The 21,319-nt window shown below is 62.5% G+C and carries 13 protein-coding genes and 1 pseudogene; 8 read left to right on the top strand and 6 right to left on the bottom strand.

Translation table 11 applies throughout. From position 1 onward, the window contains the following. The first annotated feature begins 247 nt into the window (after positions 1 to 247). Together CJ179_RS36715 and CJ179_RS36720 are read left to right on the top strand one after the other, a co-directional pair. Positions 248 to 1,615: an MFS transporter gene (locus tag CJ179_RS36715; RefSeq protein WP_218834884.1), complete on the top strand. Its 1,368-nt coding sequence runs from the start codon at positions 248 to 250 to the stop codon at positions 1,613 to 1,615. A 147-nt stretch (positions 1,616 to 1,762) separates the two neighbouring features. After that, positions 1,763 to 2,485, top strand: a complete 723-nt coding sequence (locus CJ179_RS36720) for a transcriptional regulator (RefSeq protein WP_179377787.1) — start codon at positions 1,763 to 1,765, stop codon at positions 2,483 to 2,485. Between the two features lie 313 nt (positions 2,486 to 2,798). On the opposite strand, the gene CJ179_RS36725 is transcribed toward CJ179_RS36720, so the two are convergent. After that, positions 2,799 to 3,794, bottom strand: a complete 996-nt coding sequence (locus tag CJ179_RS36725) for a CdaR family transcriptional regulator (protein ID WP_179377788.1) — start codon at positions 3,792 to 3,794, stop codon at positions 2,799 to 2,801. Between the two features lie 400 nt (positions 3,795 to 4,194). Here CJ179_RS36725 and CJ179_RS36730 point away from each other — a divergent pair, with 400 nt between their 5' ends. From CJ179_RS36730 to CJ179_RS36755, 6 genes are all read left to right on the top strand, one after another. Next, the gene (locus CJ179_RS36730; RefSeq protein WP_373560175.1) at positions 4,195 to 7,677 is read left to right on the top strand and encodes an indolepyruvate ferredoxin oxidoreductase family protein; all 3,483 of its coding nucleotides are present in this window, start codon (positions 4,195 to 4,197) and stop codon (positions 7,675 to 7,677) included. A 244-nt stretch (positions 7,678 to 7,921) separates the two neighbouring features. Continuing rightward, the gene (locus tag CJ179_RS36735) at positions 7,922 to 9,502 is read left to right on the top strand and encodes an FAD-dependent oxidoreductase (RefSeq protein WP_095864702.1); all 1,581 of its coding nucleotides are present in this window, start codon (positions 7,922 to 7,924) and stop codon (positions 9,500 to 9,502) included. A 28-nt stretch (positions 9,503 to 9,530) separates the two neighbouring features. Continuing rightward, a complete protein-coding gene (locus tag CJ179_RS36740; RefSeq protein WP_005252048.1) occupies positions 9,531 to 10,205 on the top strand; it encodes a Rid family hydrolase in 675 nt (224 codons plus the stop codon). After that, positions 10,205 to 10,372, top strand: coding sequence for a Sec-independent protein translocase subunit TatA (tatA, locus tag CJ179_RS36745; RefSeq protein WP_095864703.1), 168 nt, complete (start codon positions 10,205 to 10,207; stop codon positions 10,370 to 10,372). The genes CJ179_RS36740 and tatA overlap by 1 nt, the downstream gene beginning before the upstream one ends. Before the next feature lie 41 nt (positions 10,373 to 10,413). Next, complete coding sequence (locus CJ179_RS36750; protein ID WP_095864704.1) at positions 10,414 to 11,178, top strand: SDR family NAD(P)-dependent oxidoreductase; 765 nt, start codon at positions 10,414 to 10,416, stop codon at positions 11,176 to 11,178. 44 nt (positions 11,179 to 11,222) lie between these two features. Further along, complete coding sequence (locus CJ179_RS36755) at positions 11,223 to 12,416, top strand: NADP-dependent malic enzyme (RefSeq protein ID WP_095864705.1); 1,194 nt, start codon at positions 11,223 to 11,225, stop codon at positions 12,414 to 12,416. Positions 12,417 to 12,565: 149 nt separating this feature from the next. Here CJ179_RS36755 and CJ179_RS53290 read toward each other — a convergent pair. The 5 genes and pseudogenes from CJ179_RS53290 to CJ179_RS36775 all read right to left on the bottom strand — a co-directional run. Then, positions 12,566 to 12,856: pseudogene (locus CJ179_RS53290) on the bottom strand (arabinose ABC transporter permease); the annotation flags it as partial. A 358-nt stretch (positions 12,857 to 13,214) separates the two neighbouring features. Then, positions 13,215 to 13,757: a MarR family winged helix-turn-helix transcriptional regulator gene (locus CJ179_RS50910; RefSeq protein ID WP_218834885.1), complete on the bottom strand. Its 543-nt coding sequence runs from the start codon at positions 13,755 to 13,757 to the stop codon at positions 13,215 to 13,217. Between the two features lie 295 nt (positions 13,758 to 14,052). After that, positions 14,053 to 15,042 (bottom strand): NADPH:quinone oxidoreductase family protein, encoded by a 990-nt coding sequence (locus CJ179_RS36765; RefSeq protein WP_073366429.1) that lies wholly within the window; start codon positions 15,040 to 15,042, stop codon positions 14,053 to 14,055. 41 nt (positions 15,043 to 15,083) lie between these two features. Then, positions 15,084 to 16,370, bottom strand: a complete 1,287-nt coding sequence (gene ccrA, locus CJ179_RS36770) for a crotonyl-CoA carboxylase/reductase (RefSeq protein ID WP_306454268.1) — start codon at positions 16,368 to 16,370, stop codon at positions 15,084 to 15,086. 1,536 nt (positions 16,371 to 17,906) lie between these two features. Then, entirely contained in the window at positions 17,907 to 21,260 is a 3,354-nt protein-coding gene (locus tag CJ179_RS36775; protein ID WP_095864706.1) for a protein kinase, read from the bottom strand. Positions 21,261 to 21,319: the final 59 nt, after the last annotated feature.

The raw sequence follows: 21,319 nt of genomic DNA on the forward strand, positions 1-21,319 counted from the left end.
GCGGGGAGTCGATCTCGGCGCACGTCGTCGGCTGCCTTCGCGGCCGCGACGTTCACGCCACACTGCAGGCGCTGCGAACGACTGGCCGGAGTTTGGATCGTTGGCACCAGAACCGCCGCTGCAACTTTTTGGATAAGTCTTCAACATCATGTTGACGTGACCGCTCTGCCGGTCTAGGTTGTGAGTTAACTCACGACCACCGACTCTTCTGTCTACGGTCACTCCTATTTGCCTGAAGGAGTCGATAGTGATCGACCTCAGTAACAATCATTCGGAACGGTTGACTCCGGCGGCCCGTCGCGCATTTGGTGCCGCTATGGTCGGAACGGTGGTCGAGTGGTATGACTACGCGTTGTATGGCGCCGCCTCCGGCCTGATCATCAGCCGGTTGTTCTTCCCTGATTCCGTCTCCGTTGTTGGCGCACTTGCGGCTTTCGCGACTTTCGCGGTTGGGTTCGTTGTTCGGCCGATCGGTGGGATCGTGCTTTCTCATGTCGGTGACACAGTCGGGCGCAAGCCGGCCATGATCATCTCGATAGTGTTGATGGGCACTGCCACCGTCGCGATCGGAATGCTGCCCACTGCTGAACAGATTGGGATCTGGGCGCCGATCTTGCTGGTCTTCTTCCGGTGTGTGCAAGGGTTCGGAGCAGGCGCCGAGTTGGCGGGTGCATTCACTCTGGTCGCCGAGTACGCGCCGGCTCAGCGTCGCGGGTTCTTCACTGGCATGCTGAATGCGACTCCGGCCGCGGGCATAACCTTGGCGACAATGTCCTTCTTGCTGGTCTCAGGTATGTCCGATGACGTCCTGCTCGGCTGGGCATGGCGCATACCGTTCATCGGATCGGCGATTCTTTTCGTTCTCGCCCTCTACATTCGTCGACGGCTGGAGGAAACTCCGGCCTATGTCGAGGCGGTAGTCAAAATGGAGAACGGAAACGCAGAGAACCGGACTCCATTGGGCGAATTGGTGCGCTGTAGTCCCCGCCAACTCATCGCCGCATTGTTGGCATGCAACGGCCTCTACGTGTACGTCTATCTATTGAATACCTTTTCTCTTTCATATCTGACCACGTATACATCGCTCTCGCGCACTCAGGCATTGGCAGCAGTCAGCATTGCGGGTCTGTTTATGCTGATCGGGTCCCCGATCGGAGGATTAGCTGTCGATCGATTTGGGGCCCCGAAGGTGCTTGCGTTTGGTGGACTATCTGGAATCGCTTTCGCTTACCCGATGATGTTGGCCCTTCAGAGCGGCCGTTTCGTCTTGGTTGTCGGCGCTATGGCCATCGCGAACCTTATTATCATCGGGGCGTGCGGAGGCTCGCAGGGAAGCTTCCTGGCCAATCTGTTCCCGACGCGCTACCGGTTCAGTGGGATCGCAGTCGGCCGCGAGGTGAGCGGTGCGATAGTGGCTGGCACGGTGCCGATGGTGGCGACGGCGCTTATTGTCGTCGCAGACGGTGAAGTGTGGTTGACCTCCATCTACATCGCCGTAATTTCGCTGCTATCAGTACTAGCAGTCCTTGTCGCGCGGGGTGGCGGGAAATTCACACACGTGAACAACGAACTCTCGCACGAATCCGGAGATGCACCAGATCGCGCCCTTCGTTGAGTTTGGTCGATGCACACTCTGATTCGTAGAACCCAAGTTGATGGCAGACGAGTAGCGCTGACTTCCAGAGTGATGCAGTGGGGGTGCGCCGCTGGTGCTACCTATAGTTGAAGATTGTGAGACGGCTTCCGCGGACGAAGGATGGCAATGCGACCCTCAATCGGTGATGAATACCAAGACAGCGCGATGTCCGCGGAGGACCTGCTGGCCACCGCAACGCTGGTTATAACAGCGCTCAATGGCTGTCTTCCCTCAGGAACTGAGATCGTACTTCACGACTTGCGCCACCCTGACCGTTCGATTCTCGCAATCGCAGGCGATGTGACACATAGGCGAGTCGGCGACCCCACGCCTGGTGCCCTACTGAAGCAGGCTTCGGCCAAACGGCCGGAGGATCTGCACAATAGATCGACGTTGCTCGATGATGGTCGAGTGATCATGTGGTCGTCTATCCTCCTGCGAGATCGAAACCATACCCCGGTAGGCGCACTTGGCATCAACAATGATGTAACACAGCTGCGTAGAGTGAAGGCGATCGTCGATGCTGCACTCGGTTCTGGAACGTCAGCGAGCACTGACGAAGTCTCCCCTGGAGAACGGAGCCCAGAGGGGCGCGATGCTCGTCAAAGTGAGCCTGGATCAGAGATATTCGCGCGGGATGTTGACGAACTCGCCACTGCACTACTTACCGACAGTATCGGCCGGAGCGGAGTGCCAGTCAGCCTGATGAAGAAGGAACACAAGGTCGCAGTCGTTTCGGACCTGCAAGACCGTGGGTTCTTCTCGTTGCGAAATGGAGTCGATCTCGCGGCCTTACATTTGCAGGTATCGCGGTTCACGATCTACAACTACCTGAAGGAAGTGAGCTGACAAAGTTCAGCTAATCGCGGGCTTCTTGAACCCCGGTGCAGGGTCCGAAGGGTACTCCCAGGACATGCAACGACGTTCTGTAGTCGGGACAGGCTTACCGTTTTCTGCTTCGACGGCCGTTGAGAGTTTCGGACCGGCTTGTTGCTCTCAGGCATAGAGAAAGGTATTCCGTGCTGTAGCGGAACCGAAGGTGGTCGTTCTCGACGACGATGGTTGCGATGATCCCCGCACATGGGCGCCGATTCGGATGCATTGCCGGCGACTATGACCGGCCTGCTTCTCCCCTGTCCTGCCGCCGGTGGAGCTTTCCGCATCAGCCACCTGAATCTGTCCGGTCGTCAATCCTGGGCCTGACGTCGTCTGGCTGATCGACTGTAGTACCTGAACTTTCACGATTGCGTGCGACTTTGTCCGCGTGGTCAGACTGTGATTCGTGTTGGCCGGATGGCGAAATCGTCGTCAACAGCGTGCGGGTGACGCCGTCAAGGGTCCTGGGATTCCAGCCGGTCAGATCTCGCCATCGATCCAGGCGATACGCGACTGTGTTCGGGTGGATTGCCAGTTTCTCTGCTGTGGTTGCGGTCGAGAAGCCCGAGTTCGCATAAGTGATCACGGTTTCAGGCAAGTGCGGGTGTGCGCGGGCAGCTTCGGCCCCGGGAGCGGCGAGGCCACCGAGCCGGTCTCCCGCGGCTACCATGGTGGCGGCAAACCATGCGGATTCGAAGTGCTGTACGGGCTGTGCCGCCGAGGCCAGTCTCACGCACAGTCGAGCGTCTTCGATTGAGTCGACGGCTCCGCGTAGTCCGTTTCGGTGCATTCCCGCCCCGATGACGCACGACGGTAACGCAACCCGAATCCTATTGATTAGGTCCGAGATGTTGCGATCCTGAGACAGTATAAGTACCGAGTCGTGGAGTTCGAGTTGAGCGCACAGGACCGCCCCTCCACGGACCGAATCGACGAGGGGGGTTACGGTTTCAGTCTTCGCCGGGCGCACGAGCAGGGCGGTGAAGTCGTCGGCGCAGGAAAAGCCGAGCGTGTCGGACAGGACATTCGTCTCAGAAGTGAGGATCCCGGCGACCAAGAGATCCGCGAATCGGTATCGCAGGCGGAGGTCGCGAGCTTGGGCGCTGTGTGTTGCCGCTGCGTGCGCGTCCGCGATCGCCGCACTGACGGGTCCGATTGTTTCCCACATGATGGTCGCAAGCGCGGGCAGGAGTGTGCGTTGAGGAGCGGTCTCGGCTACACCGTCGAGTAGCTTCCACAGTTCGCGATCGCTGACATGGTACCCACCGATCACGGCCTCCATGCTAATTCCCTGAGATGCGCGTAGCCGGCCCAGATTCGCTGCCCGCTCCAGGTCGTCGGCGTTTGGTCCCCGGGTCTCCATAAGCGCCCTCAATAGTCCTTCTTGCAGCATCAGAACGTGCCCAATGTGCTGTTGCAATGGGACTGCGGCGTACTCGCGAATTTCGGTTCGGATCGAGTCGACAACGCGTGGAGCCCATTCAGGCAGTCGTTCAATCGCGGATCGACATAGGACGGTCACCGGGCGGTCGGGCATGCTGCTCCTCGTCAAGCCTGTGAGTTTCCACAAGCATAGGCGTGAGAGGGCGGGTAAGTCCGTGATTCACACGATGACACTTGTGTGTATCAACAACCACAATGGAGTGCAGTGATACTGCACGTTGCAAATGAAGGAAGCCTCTGTGAGCCTCGATACCACCCCACGCCTTGACGACCGCTACCGAACCGAGCAAGGAACCGTCTACCTATCGGGCCTTCAGGCGCTGGTTCGGCTTCCGTTGGATCTTGTGGGCCGAGATCGGACTGGTGGCCGAGACACCAGAGCGTTCATCTCGGGATATGAGGGATCTCCGCTGGCGGGGTACGACCTTGAGCTCACACGTAATGCGGCGCTGCTCGCGAGCGGAGGAGTGGTCTTCCAACCGGGCGTGAACGAGGAGCTGGCGGCCAATGCGGTACAGGGCAGCCAGCTCGCGGCCCAACTCCGGGGATTTGAAGGTGATGGGGTTATTGGTATTTGGTACGGGAAGGCGCCCGGTCTCGATCGCGCCACGGATGCCCTCAGGCACGCGAACCTCGGTGGTGCGCACCCGGGCGGAGGGGCGCTGGTCATTGTCGGTGACGACTCTGTAGCCAAGTCGTCGACCGTCCCCAGTAGCTCGGAGATCGCCCTCGCCGAACTCGGGATGCCCGTGCTCTCGCCGTCCGACCCGCAGGACATTCTCGACCTCGGAGTCCACGGAATCGAAATGTCGCGGGCGAGCGGGCTCTGGGTGGCGGTGAAGATCGCGACCAATGTTGCGGACGGTTCTTCCACCGTTCGGGTCGGCCCCTCGCGGGTCGACCCCGTGAAACCACAAAGTGATTATCTACATGAGGTTTCCGCGTCCTTTGTGCAGCCCACGATCGCCCGTCTGGAGCGCAGCCTCTTCAGTGATCGTCTCGCTCAGGCGCGTCGATACGCCGCGGCGAACGCCATCAACTCCGTGCACGGCCAGGAGGGTGCAGCGGCAAGAGTCGGTCTGATCGTCGCTGGGAGCTCCTATCTCGACGTTCGACAAGCCTTGCTGAATCTCGGCCTAACAGAATCCGAATTGGCGGACAAAGGTGTTCGGCTGCTGAAACTGGCCCTGGTCCATCCCTTGATTCCCGAAGAGATTCGCGCCTTTTCGGACGGTCTCGATGAACTGATCGTCGTGGAGGAGAAGCGTTCATTCATCGAAGCCGCAATCAAAGACATCCTGTATGGCACCGATTGTGCACCGGCAGTTTCCGGAAAGACCAGTCCTGATGGTAGCCAGTTGTTGCGCTCGGATGCTGATCTGACGCCCGACCACATCGCTGAGGCGCTGGCCAGCCGTCTGGGACAGTATCTAACCCTTCCCGAACGCCCCCAACCCGATGTCACGCACAGGCGTCCAGTGGCGCTCCCCCTTCTGGCACGCACCCCATTCTTCTGCTCCGGCTGTCCACACAACCGGTCGACCGAGGTCCCCGGAGATTCCCTCACCGGCGCCGGGATGGGGTGTGCTGGGATGGTCACAATCATGAACCCAGATCGGGTGGGAGAGGTCATCGGGCTAACCCAGATGGGCGGGGAAGGTGCGTTGTGGATCGGAGCGTCACCATTCCTCTCCCGCGACCACATGATTCAGAACATGGGCGACGGGACCTTTCACCACTCCGGCAGCCTCGCCATCCGCGCCGCCATCGCTAGCGGCGCCAACATTACCTTCAAAGTGCTTTACAATTCCGCAGTTGCGATGACCGGGGGGCAGCAGGCGGTCGGCAAGATGTCCGTGCCGGCAATCGCACAAGAGCTGAAGGCGGAGGGCGCAGCGCGAATCATCATCACCACCGAAGAGCCCCGACGCTACCGCAAGGTCAAACTTCCGTCCGGAGTTCAGCTCCGTCACCGTGACGATCTCGTTCAGATTCAAAATGAGCTTGCCGGCATTGCCGGGGTCACCGTCGTCATCCACGACCAGGAGTGCGCAACGGAACTCCGGCGCAAGCGCAAGCGTCATCTCGCTGACGACCCGCAGACGCGAGTCTTCATCAACGAACGCGCCTGCGAAGGATGCGGCGACTGCGGGGAGAAATCGAACTGCTTGTCAGTCCAGCCCGTCCAAACCGAATATGGGCGCAAGACCAAGATTCACCAGGCGTCGTGCAATAAAGACTATTCCTGTCTAGACGGGGACTGCCCCTCCTTCCTGTCAGTTACGCCAGGGCGGAGCACCCCACGTCTCACTGCTCCGGACATCTGCTCAGACGAACTGCCGTCCCCGGAGTTCGTTGTGCCCACCGACAGCTTCTCCGTGCGGATCACCGGCATCGGCGGTACGGGCGTGGTGACCATCGCCCAAATGCTCGCGACGGCGGCAGCACAAGCCGGCCACTATGTTCAGGCCCTCGACCAGACAGGTCTCGCCCAAAAGGGCGGCGCAGTGGTATCCGATGTGCGGATCTCCACAGAACGCCTCGAGCAGGCCAACAAGATCGGGACAGGATTGGCCGATCTCTATCTGGGATGCGATGTGCTCGTCGCAGCAGACCCCGCCAACCTCACGGTCGCGACGAAAGGTCGAACGGTTGCCGTGGTTTCCACCGCAGAGGTGCCGACTGGCGCAATGGTCACCGATACCAACATCGCCTTTCCCCGATCCGACCAGACTGTCGATCGCATTGCCCATGTCACTCGCGAAGGTGACACCCACTTTGTCGACGCGCGACAGTGGACGTTGGACCTCTTCGACGACGACCAGTACGCAAACGTGCTGCTGCTTGGTGTCGCCTACCAGCGGGGTGCCCTCCCTCTGCCGTGGGACGCCATCGAAACTGCGATCAAGCTCAACGGCGTCGCGGTCGAGCGAAATCTGCAGGCATTCAGGCGAGGGAGGCAATTGGTCAGCGATCCCGACAGCCTGAAGGCGATATTGTTCGCTGCACAGGTGACAACAGAGCCTGCTGAGACCAGCGCCGAAGCCCGAGAAATAGCAGGCCAAGTCAGCGCCGCTGAAGGCTCCGAACTCGCCCGGATAGTGCTAGCACGGGTCGATGACCTCATCGGATATCAGAACGGCGCCTACGCCCAAACCTATGCAGATCAGGTCGAGTGGGCGCGGCGCGCCGAGGAACAGGTGTCGCCCGGTTCCACACAATTCACCGAGTCCGTCGCTCGGTATCTCTACAAACTGATGGCATACAAGGACGAGTACGAAGTGGCAAGGCTTTGCCTTGATCCCCAGCTCGAGCGCGAGCTGGTGTCTCAATTCGGCGAGGGTTACCGCGCGCGCTACCGGCTGCACCCGCCCTTCCTACGGGCGCTCGGAATGTCGAGCAAACTCAGCCTGGGGCCATGGTCCCGGCCGATCCTGGCAGTTCTGCGCGCCATGCGCGGGTTGCGCGGCACCTGGCTAGACCCCTTCGGTTACGCCAAACTCCGTCGTCTCGAGCGCGAACTCATCCGCGAGTACACAGCCACTATCCGACGGGTGACGTCGGGACTGGCCGAAGACAATCTAGAGCTAGCGATGGAGATCGCCGAGTTGCCTGACGGTATCCGTGGCTACGAAAGCATCAAAATGCAAAACGTGGCGGTGTATCAAGAGCGGCTTGCCGAACGTATGAGCAACTACCAGGATTCTCAGGTCTGCGCGTGACGTGAAAAGCGTGCCGAGCATGGAGAATCTCGTGAACACTTCCGAATCGATGGTAGGGGTCTCCAGACCTCCCTCGATACGCAAGGCGCGGCACCTGGGCTGTCGGTCGGTAGGGGCCAACCAACTCCCGCTCTCGTTGATTCGGACACTTTCGCAACAAAGTAGCTGTCTGTGTGACAGATGAATCCCGGGTCGCCGGGCGCAAGAATGGGAGCGCGAATTGGCATTCACACGTAGATCTTTCATGAAGGGCCTCGGGGCCACCGGAGGCGCAGGCCTCGCGTACGGCGCGATGTCGACGCTCGGGCTCGCACCGTCGACCGCTGCGCCCGCCCGCACCTTCCAGCCGCTCGCGGCCGGCGACCTGATCGGCAAGGTGAAGGGCAGCCACTCCGTGGTCGTGCTCGGCGGCGGCCCCGCCGGTCTGTGTTCGGCATTCGAACTGCAGAAGGCCGGGTACACGGTGACGGTCCTCGAGGCCCGCACCCGGCCCGGTGGCCGCGTCTGGACCGCACGGGGCGGCACCGAGGAGACCGACCTGAGCGGCGAGACGCAGAAGTGCACGTTCTCGGAGGGTCACTTCTACAACGTCGGCGCCACCCGCATCCCGCAGAGCCACATCACGCTCGACTACTGCCGCGAACTCGGCGTCGAGATCCAGGGCTTCGGAAACCAGAACGCCAACACGTTCGTGAACTACCAGAGCGGCACGTCGCTGTCGGGCCAGTCCGTCACCTACCGGGCCGCGAAGGCCGACACGTTCGGCTACATGTCGGAGCTGCTGAAGAAGGCCACCGATCAGGGCGCCCTGGACCAGGTGCTGAGCCGGGAGGACAAGGACGCGCTGTCGGAGTTCCTCAGCGACTTCGGTGACCTGTCCGACGACGGCCGCTACCTCGGATCCTCGCGTCGCGGTTACGATTCCGAGCCCGGAGCCGGCCTGAACTTCGGCACCGAGAAGAAGCCGTTCGCGATGCAGGAAGTGATCCGCAGCGGCATCGGCCGCAACTTCAGCTTCGACTTCGGCTACGACCAGGCGATGATGATGTTCACCCCGGTCGGCGGCATGGACCGGATCTACTACGCGTTCCAGGACAGGATCGGCACCGACAACATCGTCTTCGGCGCCGAGGTGACGTCGATGAAGAACGTGTCCGAAGGCGTCACCGTCGAATACACCGCCGGCGGCTCGAAGAAGTCGATCACCGCCGACTACGCGATCTGCACGATCCCGCCGCACCTCGTCGGACGACTGCAGAACAATCTGCCCGGCGACGTGCTCACCGCGCTGAAGGCGGCCAAGCCGTCGTCGTCCGGAAAGCTCGGCATCGAGTACTCGCGCCGGTGGTGGGAGACGGAGGACCGCATCTACGGCGGCGCATCCAACACCGACAAGGACATCTCGCAGATCATGTTCCCGTACGACCACTACAACTCCGATCGCGGCGTGGTCGTCGCCTACTACAGCAGTGGCAAGCGTCAGGAGGCGTTCGAGTCCCTCACCCACCGCCAGCGGCTCGCCAAGGCGATCGCGGAGGGCTCGGAGATCCACGGCGAGAAGTACACCCGCGACATCTCGTCGTCGTTCTCGGGCAGCTGGCGGCGCACCAAGTACTCCGAGAGTGCCTGGGCGAACTGGGCGGGCAGCGGCGGCTCGCACGGCGGGGCGGCCACTCCCGAATACGAGAAGCTGCTCGAACCCGTCGACAAGATCTACTTCGCCGGCGACCACCTGTCCAACGCCATCGCCTGGCAGCACGGCGCCCTGACGTCCGCCCGCGACGTCGTCACCCACATCCACGAGCGCGTGGCCCAGGAAGCCTGACACATCCGAAGAACAAGGAGCCCGAACAGTGAAGTCTTTTCGTACCAAGGCCGTGACCGCCGCGCTCGCCGCATCCGCTCTGATCGCCGGGGCGACGTCGTGCTCCTCCGAGGAGGCGGCAGCGGAAGCGCCCGGCAGCGCGTTCGTCTCGAAGTCCGTTCTCGAAGCCGGCGAGGCGAATCCGATGATCGCGCAGGGTGTGGCCATCGGTGGCGGCACCGCCGTCTACAAGTCGAGCGGCATCGGTCCGGGCGCGTCCAACAAGGCCGCACCCGAGAGCACCCCGGAGTCGTACATCGACACCGACGTGTTCGCGGGCGGCGCACTCCCGGCCGGAGTCACGATCACCGAAGCGCAGGGCATCAACGCGCTGAAGCGGATTCGCGACAATCTCGAGGCACAGGGACTGACGCTCGAGGACGTCGTGACCATGCGGGTGTTCCTCGACAACGCCCCCGGCACCGACCGCGCCGACTACGCCGGCTGGAACCGCGCCTACCGGCAGTTCTTCGCGAACACCAACCTCGACACCGGCGACACCGAACTGGTTCCGCTCGGCACCGCGGAGCCGGCCGCCCCGATGGAACGGAACTCCGCGCGTCCCAGCCGGTTCGCGCTCGAGGTCGCGAGCCTGCCCGCCGCGGGCTGGCTCGTCGAGGTCGAGGTGGACGCCGTGTACCCCGACGGTGAGAAGCCCCAGTAGTGGGGGCGCTGAGCCCGAGCCACTGGGCGATCATCGCGGCGGTGCTCGTGGTGCTGTTCGGGTCGAAGAAACTTCCGGACGCCGCCCGCGGCCTGGGACGCTCGATGCGGATCCTCAAGACCGAGGTGGGGGAGTTGCAGGCGGACGCCCCCGAACCGGAGAAATAGGCGAAATCGGTCAAGGCATCCCAAGTAAGGACGACCCCTCGTTGGACTCCACGCAGCTGAACCCGCAGACTAAACCCACTCGAGACAGACTGGTCCTGGTCACCGGTGTCGAACAGCCTGAGGGCACCTCTGCCGCCCGCACTCTCGGCATGCACGGATTCGACGTCATCGCACACAGTTTCACCTCGGAGGCGGCCGAGCAGATTGCCCAGGACATCACCGGCATCGGTGGCCGCGCGACCGCCGCCGTCGCCGATCTCAGCATCGGCGGGGAGGTCGACCGGCTGTTCACCGCCGTCGAAGACACCCACGGCCAGATCGACACCGTCATTCACGCCGCGTGGATCCCCGGACCCGAATCCACCGGCACGTCACTCCAGTCGATCCATCCCCACGACTGGGACCGATTCCTCCACGCTCACCTGCGGATGTTGTTCACCACCGTGCGCCGGGCGATGCAGTCGATGAGTGACCGCAATCACGCAGGATCCATCGTCACGGTCGTCGGCGTGGACCGATCAGCCGCTGACACAGGGGAAGCCACCCTGGCCCGTCAGGTGATCGGCGGCGCGATCGAGGCGTTCACGGCCGCCGCGGCACACGACATCAGCGCGCGGACCGTACAGGTCAACACCATCCGCTTGGTCGACGAACTCCCGTCACCCGCGTTTTCCGGCGAGCACATCACACCGGATTTCGACACCGCCCTCGTCTTTCTCGCCGACCCCGCCCACCACAGCTGGTCCGGCAAGGTGCTCTCCGCACCCACACCCGCACCCGCGGCCCGGTTCGCCGACGTGCACTGAATTCCCACCACCGAGTCCCTCCCAACACCTTTGGAGTAACAGCCGTGACTGTCGTGTCCGAACCCACCACACCGCAGAAGGTCGAGCTGACGGCGGAGGAGATCTTCGCCGGGCATCTCGGCGGCAAGTTGTCCGTCGAACTGACCGCCCCGCTCGACACCCAGCGGGATCTGTCCATCGCCTACACCCCCGGCGTCGCGCAGGTCTCCCGCGCCATCGCCGCCGACGAAACCCTCGCCGACCGGTACACCTGGACCAGCCGCCTGGTGGTCGTCGTCAGTGACGGCTCCGCGGTACTCGGTCTCGGGGACATCGGCCCCCGGGCCTCGCTTCCCGTGATGGAGGGCAAGTCCGCCCTGTTCAAGAACTTCGCGGGCCTGAACTCGATCCCGCTGGTTCTCGATACCAAGGATCCCGACGAGATCGTCGAAACCCTGATCCGGCTGCGCCCGAGCTTCGGGGCGGTCAACTTGGAGGACATCTCCGCGCCGCGCTGCTTCGAGATCGAAAAGCGGGTCATCGAGGCCCTGGACTGCCCGGTCATGCATGACGACCAGCACGGCACCGCCATCGTCGTCCTCGCTGCCCTCGAGGGTGCGGTCACGGTCCAGGACCGCGACATCCACCAGCTGCGGGTCGTCATCTCCGGTGCCGGCGCCGCCGGTGTCGCCTGCGCGAACATCCTGCTCGCCGCCGGGATCGCCGACGTGACCGTCCTCGACTCCAAGGGCATCGTCTCCGCCGACCGCAAGGACCTGAACGAGGTCAAGGTCGACCTGGCCGCGCGCACCAACCCCGCCGGCCGCCGCGGCGGCACCGCCGAAGCCCTCAACGGGGCGGACGTGTTCCTCGGGGTGTCCGCGGGCACCGTGCCGGAGGAGCTGATCGCGACGATGGCGAAGGATTCGATCGTGTTTGCGTTGTCGAACCCGGACCCGGAGATCCACCCGGACATCGCCCGCAAGCATGCGGCGATCGTGGCCACCGGGCGCTCGGATTTCCCGAACCAGATCAACAATGTGCTTGCCTTCCCCGGGGTGTTCCGGGGTGCGCTCGATGCCGGTGCCCGCCGGATCACCGAAGGTATGAAGCTCGCCGCCGCCGAGGCAATCCTCTCGGTCGTCGGTGACGAGCTGGCTGTGAACAAGATCGTTCCCAGCCCGCTCGATCCTCGCGTCGCCCCCGCTGTCGCGGAGGCAGTCGCCGCCGCTGCCCGTGCAGAAGGCGTCACCGACTAGCGAGGATCCACCCGAGCACCCCGATCCGGAACCCGCACCCAGATTCCGGACGGGCCCGGGAATCTCATTGATGTCGCGATCCCTGTGAACGACCCCTCGTACACCGAGATCGTAGTGGCCGAAGTCGACGGTGCTCGAGATTGCCTACGCACCATCGACACCGCAATACTCTCGAGCTGGATGAGCCAGAAGAACACCGGAGCCAACACGACCAGGATGATCGCGGGCCGGAGCAACGCGATCTTGTGGCCGACCGGCTCGGACCACGCCGCCGCCGATCATGCCGGTGAATTGGAACAGTGAGGCGAACGTGACGGCCAGATGCCGTCACCGCGATGGAAGCCGTGGTGGGTGGTCGCATAGGCGATCACGAAGATTGTGTAGACATAGAACGCGATGTTTTCGCCGAGGCGCTTGCCGAGACCGCAAAGGACCCACCGCACGACGGCGTAACGCGTTCCCCGTGACGTTCTGCAGGATCATCGAACTTGGCCACCTGGAATCGTTGGACACAGGGAGCCGAGGAGATCGGTCACTCATCGAGATCGACGCATTGTCGGCAGGGCGGGGTGCGGCCCGCAGGGGTTTCAGGTAGTGGCGGAGGTCAAATCGCTGCCGTGTCGCGCATCGTTGTCCCGCGGGGGTTGGGCTGCACCGGTGCACCTGGTATTGAGGCGGTCGTGACGGTAGAGCGTGAACCTGTTCGAGCAGACTGGTCCGGGACCACACCTTGGTCCGCAGCTCGACCAGAAAAGTAAACCAACATGGCCGCGATGGGCAAGGCTGCAATGCTGGGGGTTACGGCGAGTCCTCATCTTCGATGAGGTCACCGCCGCACTCGACCGTCTGACGAGTCGTCGCGCACGACATCCGTGCGGCCGGGTCATTGAAGAGACCGAGGCCCTGATCATGGTTCTCGGCCAGCGTCAAAGCTTGTACCAGTACTGGGTCCGGACCGAACTTGGGGTCCCCTGGTGACCGGTCTGCTGGGTATGGTGCGTCCACGCCTTCGGCGAGGGATCGCAATGCGCTAGTGGCTCGGGCATGCGCTGCGCGCCCGCCCTGGGTGACGTCGATCAGTACTTGGCGTCGGTTGGCAGGATTCGGTCGGCGTGCGGCCATGCCTTGATGTTCGAGTCTGTCCACGGTCGCGCTTGTTGTTGTCCAGTGGCGTCGAAGGTAATCGGAGAGGGGTACGAGGGTCACCGGCTCGTCAGAATCGACCAGAACGGCCAGTACCTCGTACTTGGCAAAGGTCAAACCATGCTTTCTGAGCGCGGTGTCGATCGACCGACTTAGTCTTCGATACGCGATTCTGAGTTGGGTGTTGAGTTCCAGCATCTGATTCAGCGGAAGACCGCGGTTACTAGATGGGAGACTCATCGGGGGTGTCCTTGGTATAAGAAAAAGTATGGATAGGGCTTGCCAATCGATCTATCGCGCACTGTGATGACCGCCTTCGAAGGATCGAGCTTGATGCACCTTGCCGCCGGGCCGGGTACGGTCCGACGCTCATAGTCGTTCCTGTGCTTGTCCTGTGTCAGTGGAGGTTTCCACGCACGAGCAGCTCGACATCACCGCGGCCGCTATGCGACAGCACGCTCGGCAATTTGTGTTTAAATCGCATCTGTTGTCTTCAATGTTGTGGTGTAACTACCATCTTCCCCTGGGTTCGACCGCGGGCGAGGTCTTCGAGTGCGTCGGGAAGGTCGTCGAGACCCACCTGTGCCGTGATCAGCGGCTCGATCTTGCCTTTAGAAGCCATCTCGAAGATCGCCGTTTGTGCATGTCGAACGAGTTCGGGTCGGTATCGCTGATACAGCGACCAGTGCAGCCCAGAGATGGTGTAGTTCTTGACGAAGGCGTGATTGAGGTGGGGTTGCGGTATCGACCCGCTGGCGAACCCGACCACGATGATGCGGCCTTCGAATGCGATGTACTTCGTGGCCAGTTCGTACGCTTGGCCACCGGCTGTGTCGAAGACAATGTCGGCTCCGTCCGGTGCGGCAGCACGAACACATTCGATCACGTCGGCGGTCGTGCGGTCGATGACTGTGTCGGCACCCATGCGGGCCGCTGCGTCGGCCTTGTCCGCTCCGGAAACGATTCCGATGACTCGTGCACCGGCGGCGCGGGCGATTTGAACAGCGGCTGAACCTACCCCTCCGGCGGCCGCTGTGACCACGACGGTGTCTCCCGCTCGCATTGCGGCTCTGCGGTGCAGTCCGAGGAAGGCCGTGAGGTAGGTCAAATGCAATGTGGCGGCCGTGCTGTCGTCGATGAGTCCAGGAACGCTGTACGTGTCGGCGGCGTTCATCAGAGCCGTCTCGGCGAAGCCCCCGTGGGGAAGTATCGGTTGTCCTACGATCCTGGTCCCGAGAAGGGTGGGGTCGACTCCTTCCCCGATGCCGTCAATGATCCCGCAGACCTCGAGACCGGGGGTGAACGGGGGGACTGGCTTGTGCTGGTACTGACCTCGGCACAGCAGAACGTCGGCGAAGTTGCACGAGGTGGCGGCCACGCGCACGCGGACCTGTCCGTCTCCAGGGTTCAGGTCGGGGACGTTTCCGAGCGTGAGGACCGATCCGGGTTCTCCGTACTCGTGAACTTGCCATGCGCGTGTCATATTGTGCACCTTCGTCGTTGGTTCTGCTGTGCCGGGATGGGTCAGGACCGGCGGCCCTCTTCGGGTGTGGTGGCACCGATCAGGTGGACGGTGTTGCCGAAGACCTCTTCGCCGCGTCCCATCTGAGCGTGGGAGAGCGGAATATCGTCCATCGGAAGGACGCGCCCGACGCAGGGGTCGATCTTTCCGTCGACCACCAGTTGGTTGTAGGCGATGGCCTGCTCGTCATTGGTTCCGTGCGAGCCCTGCAGGCGCTTCTGGCGGGTCCAGTGGTAGCGCAGGTCGACCATGGCGTCGAAGCCTGTGGTGCCGGCGCAGATGGTGACCATGCCGCCGGGCTGACAGACGAAGATGCTGGTGGGGATGGTGGATGCACCGGGGTGCTCGAACACGATGGCCGGATCCTCCCGTTCACCGGCGATCTCCCAGATCTCCTTCCCGAATGCGCGTGCGCTCGCGGTCCACTTCTTCTGTCCCTCCGCGTCGTCGACCAGCGGCGGAATTCCCCAATGGTCGAAGTCGCGTCGGTTGATGTATCCGATGGCCCCGTACTTCATGGCGAATGCGCCACGCTCATCGTCGGAGACCACGGCGACTGCTCGTCCGCCGGCCTCTCGCACCAATTGGCAGGCCTGAGTGCCGAGGCCGCCAGAGCCGCCCCACACCAGCACCAGGTCGCCCTCGGCGACGGTGTTTCCCTTCCAGCCGTGCAGCATCCGGTACGCCGTGGTGCCCACCAGGGTGGGGGCGGCCGCTTCGGCCCAGCTCAGGTGAGGTGCCTTGGGGAGAACTTGGTGAGCCTGTACGCGGGCGAATTGCCCGAACGACCCGTAGTTGGTGTCGTAGCCCCAGATCTTCGCGCTCGGTGCGATCATCTGGTCCCGGCCTGCGGCAATCCAGGAGTCGTCCTCGTCCCACACTCCGGGGTGGATGACGACCTCGTCTCCGACCGCAATGTTGCTCACATTCGATCCGACGGCGTAGACGATGCCCGACGCGTCGGACCCGCCGATGTGGAAGCTCTCCTGCTCCCCGCGCCGCTGCCGGGTCGCGACCTGGTCGACCGGGTACCCGCGGGCGGCCCAGACATTGTTGTAGTTGACACCGGCAGCCATCACTGCGATGAGCACTTCACCGGCACCGATTTCCGGCGTGTCTACCACCTCATGAACGAAGGCGGTTGACGGATCTCCGTAGCGTTCCGGTCGAACGACCTGAGCGTGCATGCTGTGGGGCACAACACCCAGAGGCGGAAGGGCCCCCACATCAATAACTTCGACGGCCCGGTCAGCGACTGGCTGACGCTCCAACGATTCGATCACTTCCACTCCTTCATATTGATATTTAGAGGAGTATCAAACTATTGAGGGCATTTGGCAACCGCTGACATCAAATTAACGCAGAGCTGCAGGTCGCCGACGATGCCAGGGTCTGGCCGCCCGAGAAGAGCTTCCGCGGCGATGCTCGATAGGTTGCTGCGCCGGTCGGTGCGCAATCTCAACCCGATTCTTACCTACTCTCCGATCACCCCGGCTCGAAAACGCCAGCAAGGCCGCCTCGGAACCCGACAAACCGCCACGGTGAACACTGCTCGCTGGTGGGGAAGTTCGGGCCACCGAGGGCGGATGGCACGATGTCGACGCTCGGACTCTTGCAATCAGCCGCCGCGCCCGCCTGCACCTTCGCGCCGCTCGCGGCCGACGACCTCAACGTGCTAGAGGCGGCTATGCATGCGATTGCGTTCATCCTCGGCGAAGGAATGTCTACGGGGGCTGATAGACGGCTCCGACAGCTGGGCACCGCAGCCGCATACGAACTGGTCGGCTCGCTCAAAGCCAAGCCCGGACTGCGCCGCTATTGCGACGCACCCACACCGGGCTGCTGCGCATCGAAGCCGCCGCGGTCAAGGCCGAGGCCGGTCTGGACGGCAATTGACGACTGCGCACCTCTAGGGCGACGATCATGCGGTTGCGGACAGGTTCCTGGAGCGACGGTCCATCCGCTCTGTCCGCCCCTGCCGGTCGGTGGGGATCGAGACTCAACGCACCTCGGTGTCCTCGCAGCGCACCCATACGACCGGGCAGCCGACGCCGAACCGCGCGGATGAGGCTTCAAGGCCGAGCGGCACCGCTCCACGATCTCGAGACTCGATGCTCTATTACCCATGAGGACTGCGGGTGAGTGAAAGTGTGCTGTTCGGAGGCGGGCGGGTCTGCGCAGAGCTTGCCACTGCGGTCACCCGATCACTCTTCACCGCCGTCGCCGGACAGGCGCGGGTCATTGTTGGCAGATATCGGTCCCCGGCAAACCGAAGCCCGGACCTGACCGGGCTCGCCACCGAAATCGCCCACCTGCGCACCGTCGTCAGCCAGCCGGCGGCCTCACCAGACATGAAGACAACTGTGACGGCTTCGACGCCCACTGACGATGAACCATAACTTCTCCTCCAACACAATTGTGCCCATCAAGCCACCTCCTGAAGGTCTGCGGTCGACACCGTGGAGTAATGATCATTCCCGCGGCCAGATTCCACGGAATTCTCGAAAGGGTTCAAACGTCAGATTTGGGGACGCGCAAACCTGGACCTGCTCCGCAAGCACGTCGTCAACACCGTATAGCTAAGCCACACAACAGATCACGGAAGAGTGATTTTGATGAGACTCGTCTCCCGCAGTTGTCGGAGAAAGGGGACGCAACCGCACCTCGTTCACCTCATGCGGGTCTTCAACTCCCAAATTCGCCCGGCTGGCTCAAGTGCAGGGCTGATATCTAAATTGATTGGACCGCTGTATATTCGGTACAACTGATGGTTGCGACCGCCGTTGCGTCCTCTCGAACTCGACTCGAGGACACGATCAGGCACGTCAAGACCTCTGATCCTGTTCCACGACCCAGGCGGCGATCTGCGCGCGCGAGGTGAAACCGAGTTTGGCGAGAATGTGCTCGACGTGTCCCTGTGCGGTGCGCACTGATATCACCAGGTTGGTGGCGATCGCCTTGTTCGTCATTCCTTGGGAGACTAGGTCTGCCACCTGCCGTTCGCGCTTGGTCAAGCTCGTCGTATCGGAGGCCGGCTTCGCGGCCCGGGATTCTTCACCGAGCGCGTACGCGATTGCATCGTCAAATCCCAAGCTCCGGCCGTGACTGCGGGCGGTGTCGAAGGCCCGCTCGCCAAGCGCGCGGCGAGTTTGCTGTGCGCACCTCTCGTGATCGGCGCGCAGGTTGAGGACGTTGACCATAGGGTTTCCTACGGTTAGCCGCAACGCTTCCGCGGCGCCGAGGAGCCTGCCGGCGCGTTCGGCATGCTTGTTGGCTGCTGCAATCCAGGCCAGTCCTTCTATGCACCAGGCGGTGCCGAGTGGGTCGTCTACTTGGCGGGTGAGGTGCAGGCCCCGTTCGAACAGGCTGGCCGCTCGACCGAGATCTCCCTGCCGCCACACTACGATTGCCATAGCCCACTGCGAGTAGGACCGATAAACCAACTCGCCGTGCATTTCTGTGAGCGCGATCGCCTCCTCGTAGGCGACGATCGCCCGACGAGAGTCTCCGTGCAGGGCATGTGCCAGCGCGAGGACCTGTTGGGTTCCAACCTGGAGAAGTAGATTTCCCTCTGCGTGGAACTGTTCGAGCGCACTCGCCAAGTCCGCGAGCGCCTCGGTGGTATAGCCACCGAAGAGCGCCAGTAGCCCTCGGGCATAGGTGATGAGGGCATGCGTGTGGGTGTCACCCAACTGTTCGACTATCTCGTTGCCTTCGTCGATCAGTGCCGTGCCAGAATTGAGGTCGCCCTGTCTTCCTGCGAGCATGCTTGCGGTGCACAAGGCTTTGACTCGATCGGTCGTGGGCCTCTGATTCGCACCCTTCAGTGCACGATCGAGTGATCGTCTGCCTTCGCTGAGCAGGCCCTGGGAGAACCAGAACGGGTATAAAGCGGCGGCGATTCGCAGACCGGCCTCGGACTCTCCGGGCTCGGTCGCACAGAAATCGAGTGCCTCAGACAGGTTCAGATGCTCCCGCCTCAGGCGGGCGATCCATTCGAGTTGCCGGTTGCTGATCCATTCGGTCTCAGCTTGCAGCACCAATTGTTGGTACCAGTCGCGGTGCTTGCGGCGCATCGCTCCGTATTCACCAGATTCTCGCAGATTCTCGCGGCCATAGTCGCGTAGAGTCTCGAGCAGTCGATACCGCACTGTGGTGCCCGGCTCTTCCCGGATCAGGATCGACTTGTCAACCAAAGAGGCAACGACATCGAGCAGGTCCTCTGCCTTCAATTCCCCGGCGTAGATGCCGACCGCTGCGTCCAGTTCGAAACCACCCGCGAACACAGACAACCGCGCCCAGGCCTGTTGTTCGCGCGGGGTGCACAGCCCGTGGCTCCAGTCCATGCACAATTGGAGAGTCTGCTGCCGCGGCGGTACACCCCTCGCGCCCAAGGACAGCAGCCGGTACCGGTCGGCCAAGTGCTCGAGGATCTGCGCGGCAGACATCGCCCGCAACCGCGCCGCGGCCAACTCTATCGCTAGCGGGATGCCGTCCAGTTGATGGCAGATCCGCGTGATTGTTACCCGGTTGTCCTCGGTAAGTGCAAACGTCGGCACGGCGGCGGTGGCCCGTTCCACAAATAACGTAACTGCGTCGTACCGGGCCAAACCTTGTAGCGGCGGTGGGTGGTCCGGGCTAGGGGAGGTCAGCGGTGGAACCCGAAGTGCTGCTTCGCCGCCGATTGCAAGGGTCTCACGGCTTGTCGCCAGTATCCGCAGTTCGGGACAGCTCCTCAGCAAGGCTTCGGCCAAAGCGGCGGTCGCATCCACTATCTGCTCACAGTTGTCCAGCAAGAGCAGCACGTGACGTGGCCCGAGATACTCGAGTACTAAGTCTCGGGCCGGACGAGCGGATTGATTTCGCAATCCCAGAGCGGCTGCCACCACGTCCGGCAGTAGCTGCCCGTCGCCCAGCTCACCCAGCTCGATGAGCCATACGCCGTCGGCGAACGCACGGCGCATGTCTGAGGCTGCCCGTAGCGCGAGACGTGTTTTGCCAACGCCTCCAGTTCCGGTCAAAGTCACCAGGCGCGAGACCGACAGCATCTTCTTTGTATCGGTCAGCTCTCCGCGGCGACCGACGAAACTGGTCAACTCGAGGGGCAGGTTCCCTATCCTGCCTTGAAGTGAGGGAGGAGCCACACGATCACTGTCGGGTGCAGGACTTTGCAAAGAATGTTCCCCGGCGAACGAGGGTCGGAAACCACCCGCCGGGGGCTCGACGCTTCCTGAACTATTTCTGGAGTAGTTCCAGCCTGTTGGTGATTCCTGAGGGCCGGTACGTATCGCCATCTCGTCGACGGGGAAACCCTTGCGGTGTTGGACTCGCCGCAGTTCCTCTCCAAACTCGGCCGCTGAGGCGTGGCGATCATGGGGATCTGCGGACATAGACCGTTCGATAGCCGCAGACACGTCGTCGGAGATTCCCTGCTCCCGGAGGTCGGGAACAGAGTGCGTAGCGATTCGCAAGAACTGTGCGACGATTTGCTCACCACTGTGGCGTTCGAAAGCGGCGTGACCGGTGATGGCGCAGAACAAAGTGGCTCCGAGGCTGTAGATGTCCGAGGAGGGGCTCGGTGGCTCACCCCTAAGTACCTCAGGGGCGGTGAACGCCGGGGAACCCGTGAGCGAGCCGACGGCGGTCTCGAATCCGCCGACGATGTGGGCGATACCTAGGTCGGTCAATGCCGGATCGCCGTATTCGGTGATCAGAATGTTCCCGGGTTTCACATCTCGATGAAGGATCCCGAGGCGATGGGCGGTCTCCAGAGCGCCGGCAATCTTCACACCGAGCCGAAGCGCGTGTTCCAACCCAAGCGGACCCTGGCCGCGGATCCAGACATCCAACGAATCCTGAGGATAATAGGGCATCACGATATAGGGGCGACCACTGTTAGTTGCGCCGACCTGAAGAATTGTGACGATGTTCGGGTGCCCGGTCAACCGGCCCATCGCACGCTGCTCGCGGACGAAGCGTGCCTGGTTCTCCTCGTCGAGGTCGGCAGTGAGGACCTTTACTGCCACGATGCGGTCTAGCGCGGTTTGGACACAGCGGTAGACGACACCGAACCCGCCATGACCGATCTCGTGTGCGTCCGCGAATCCGGCCGCGTTCAACTCTGCCGTGACTGCGGAAACGACGGCGCGGTGCGTCTCGAGCGGATCGTCTGCGGCCATCGGCTGTCAGTCCCCCGTTGGAGTACGAGGCTTGGCTCCATGTCCGATGTAATTCATGG

It is taken from the genome of Rhodococcus sp. ACS1 (assembly GCF_002300155.1).
GTDB classification, from domain to species: Bacteria; Actinomycetota; Actinomycetes; order Mycobacteriales; family Mycobacteriaceae; genus Rhodococcus_F; species Rhodococcus_F koreensis.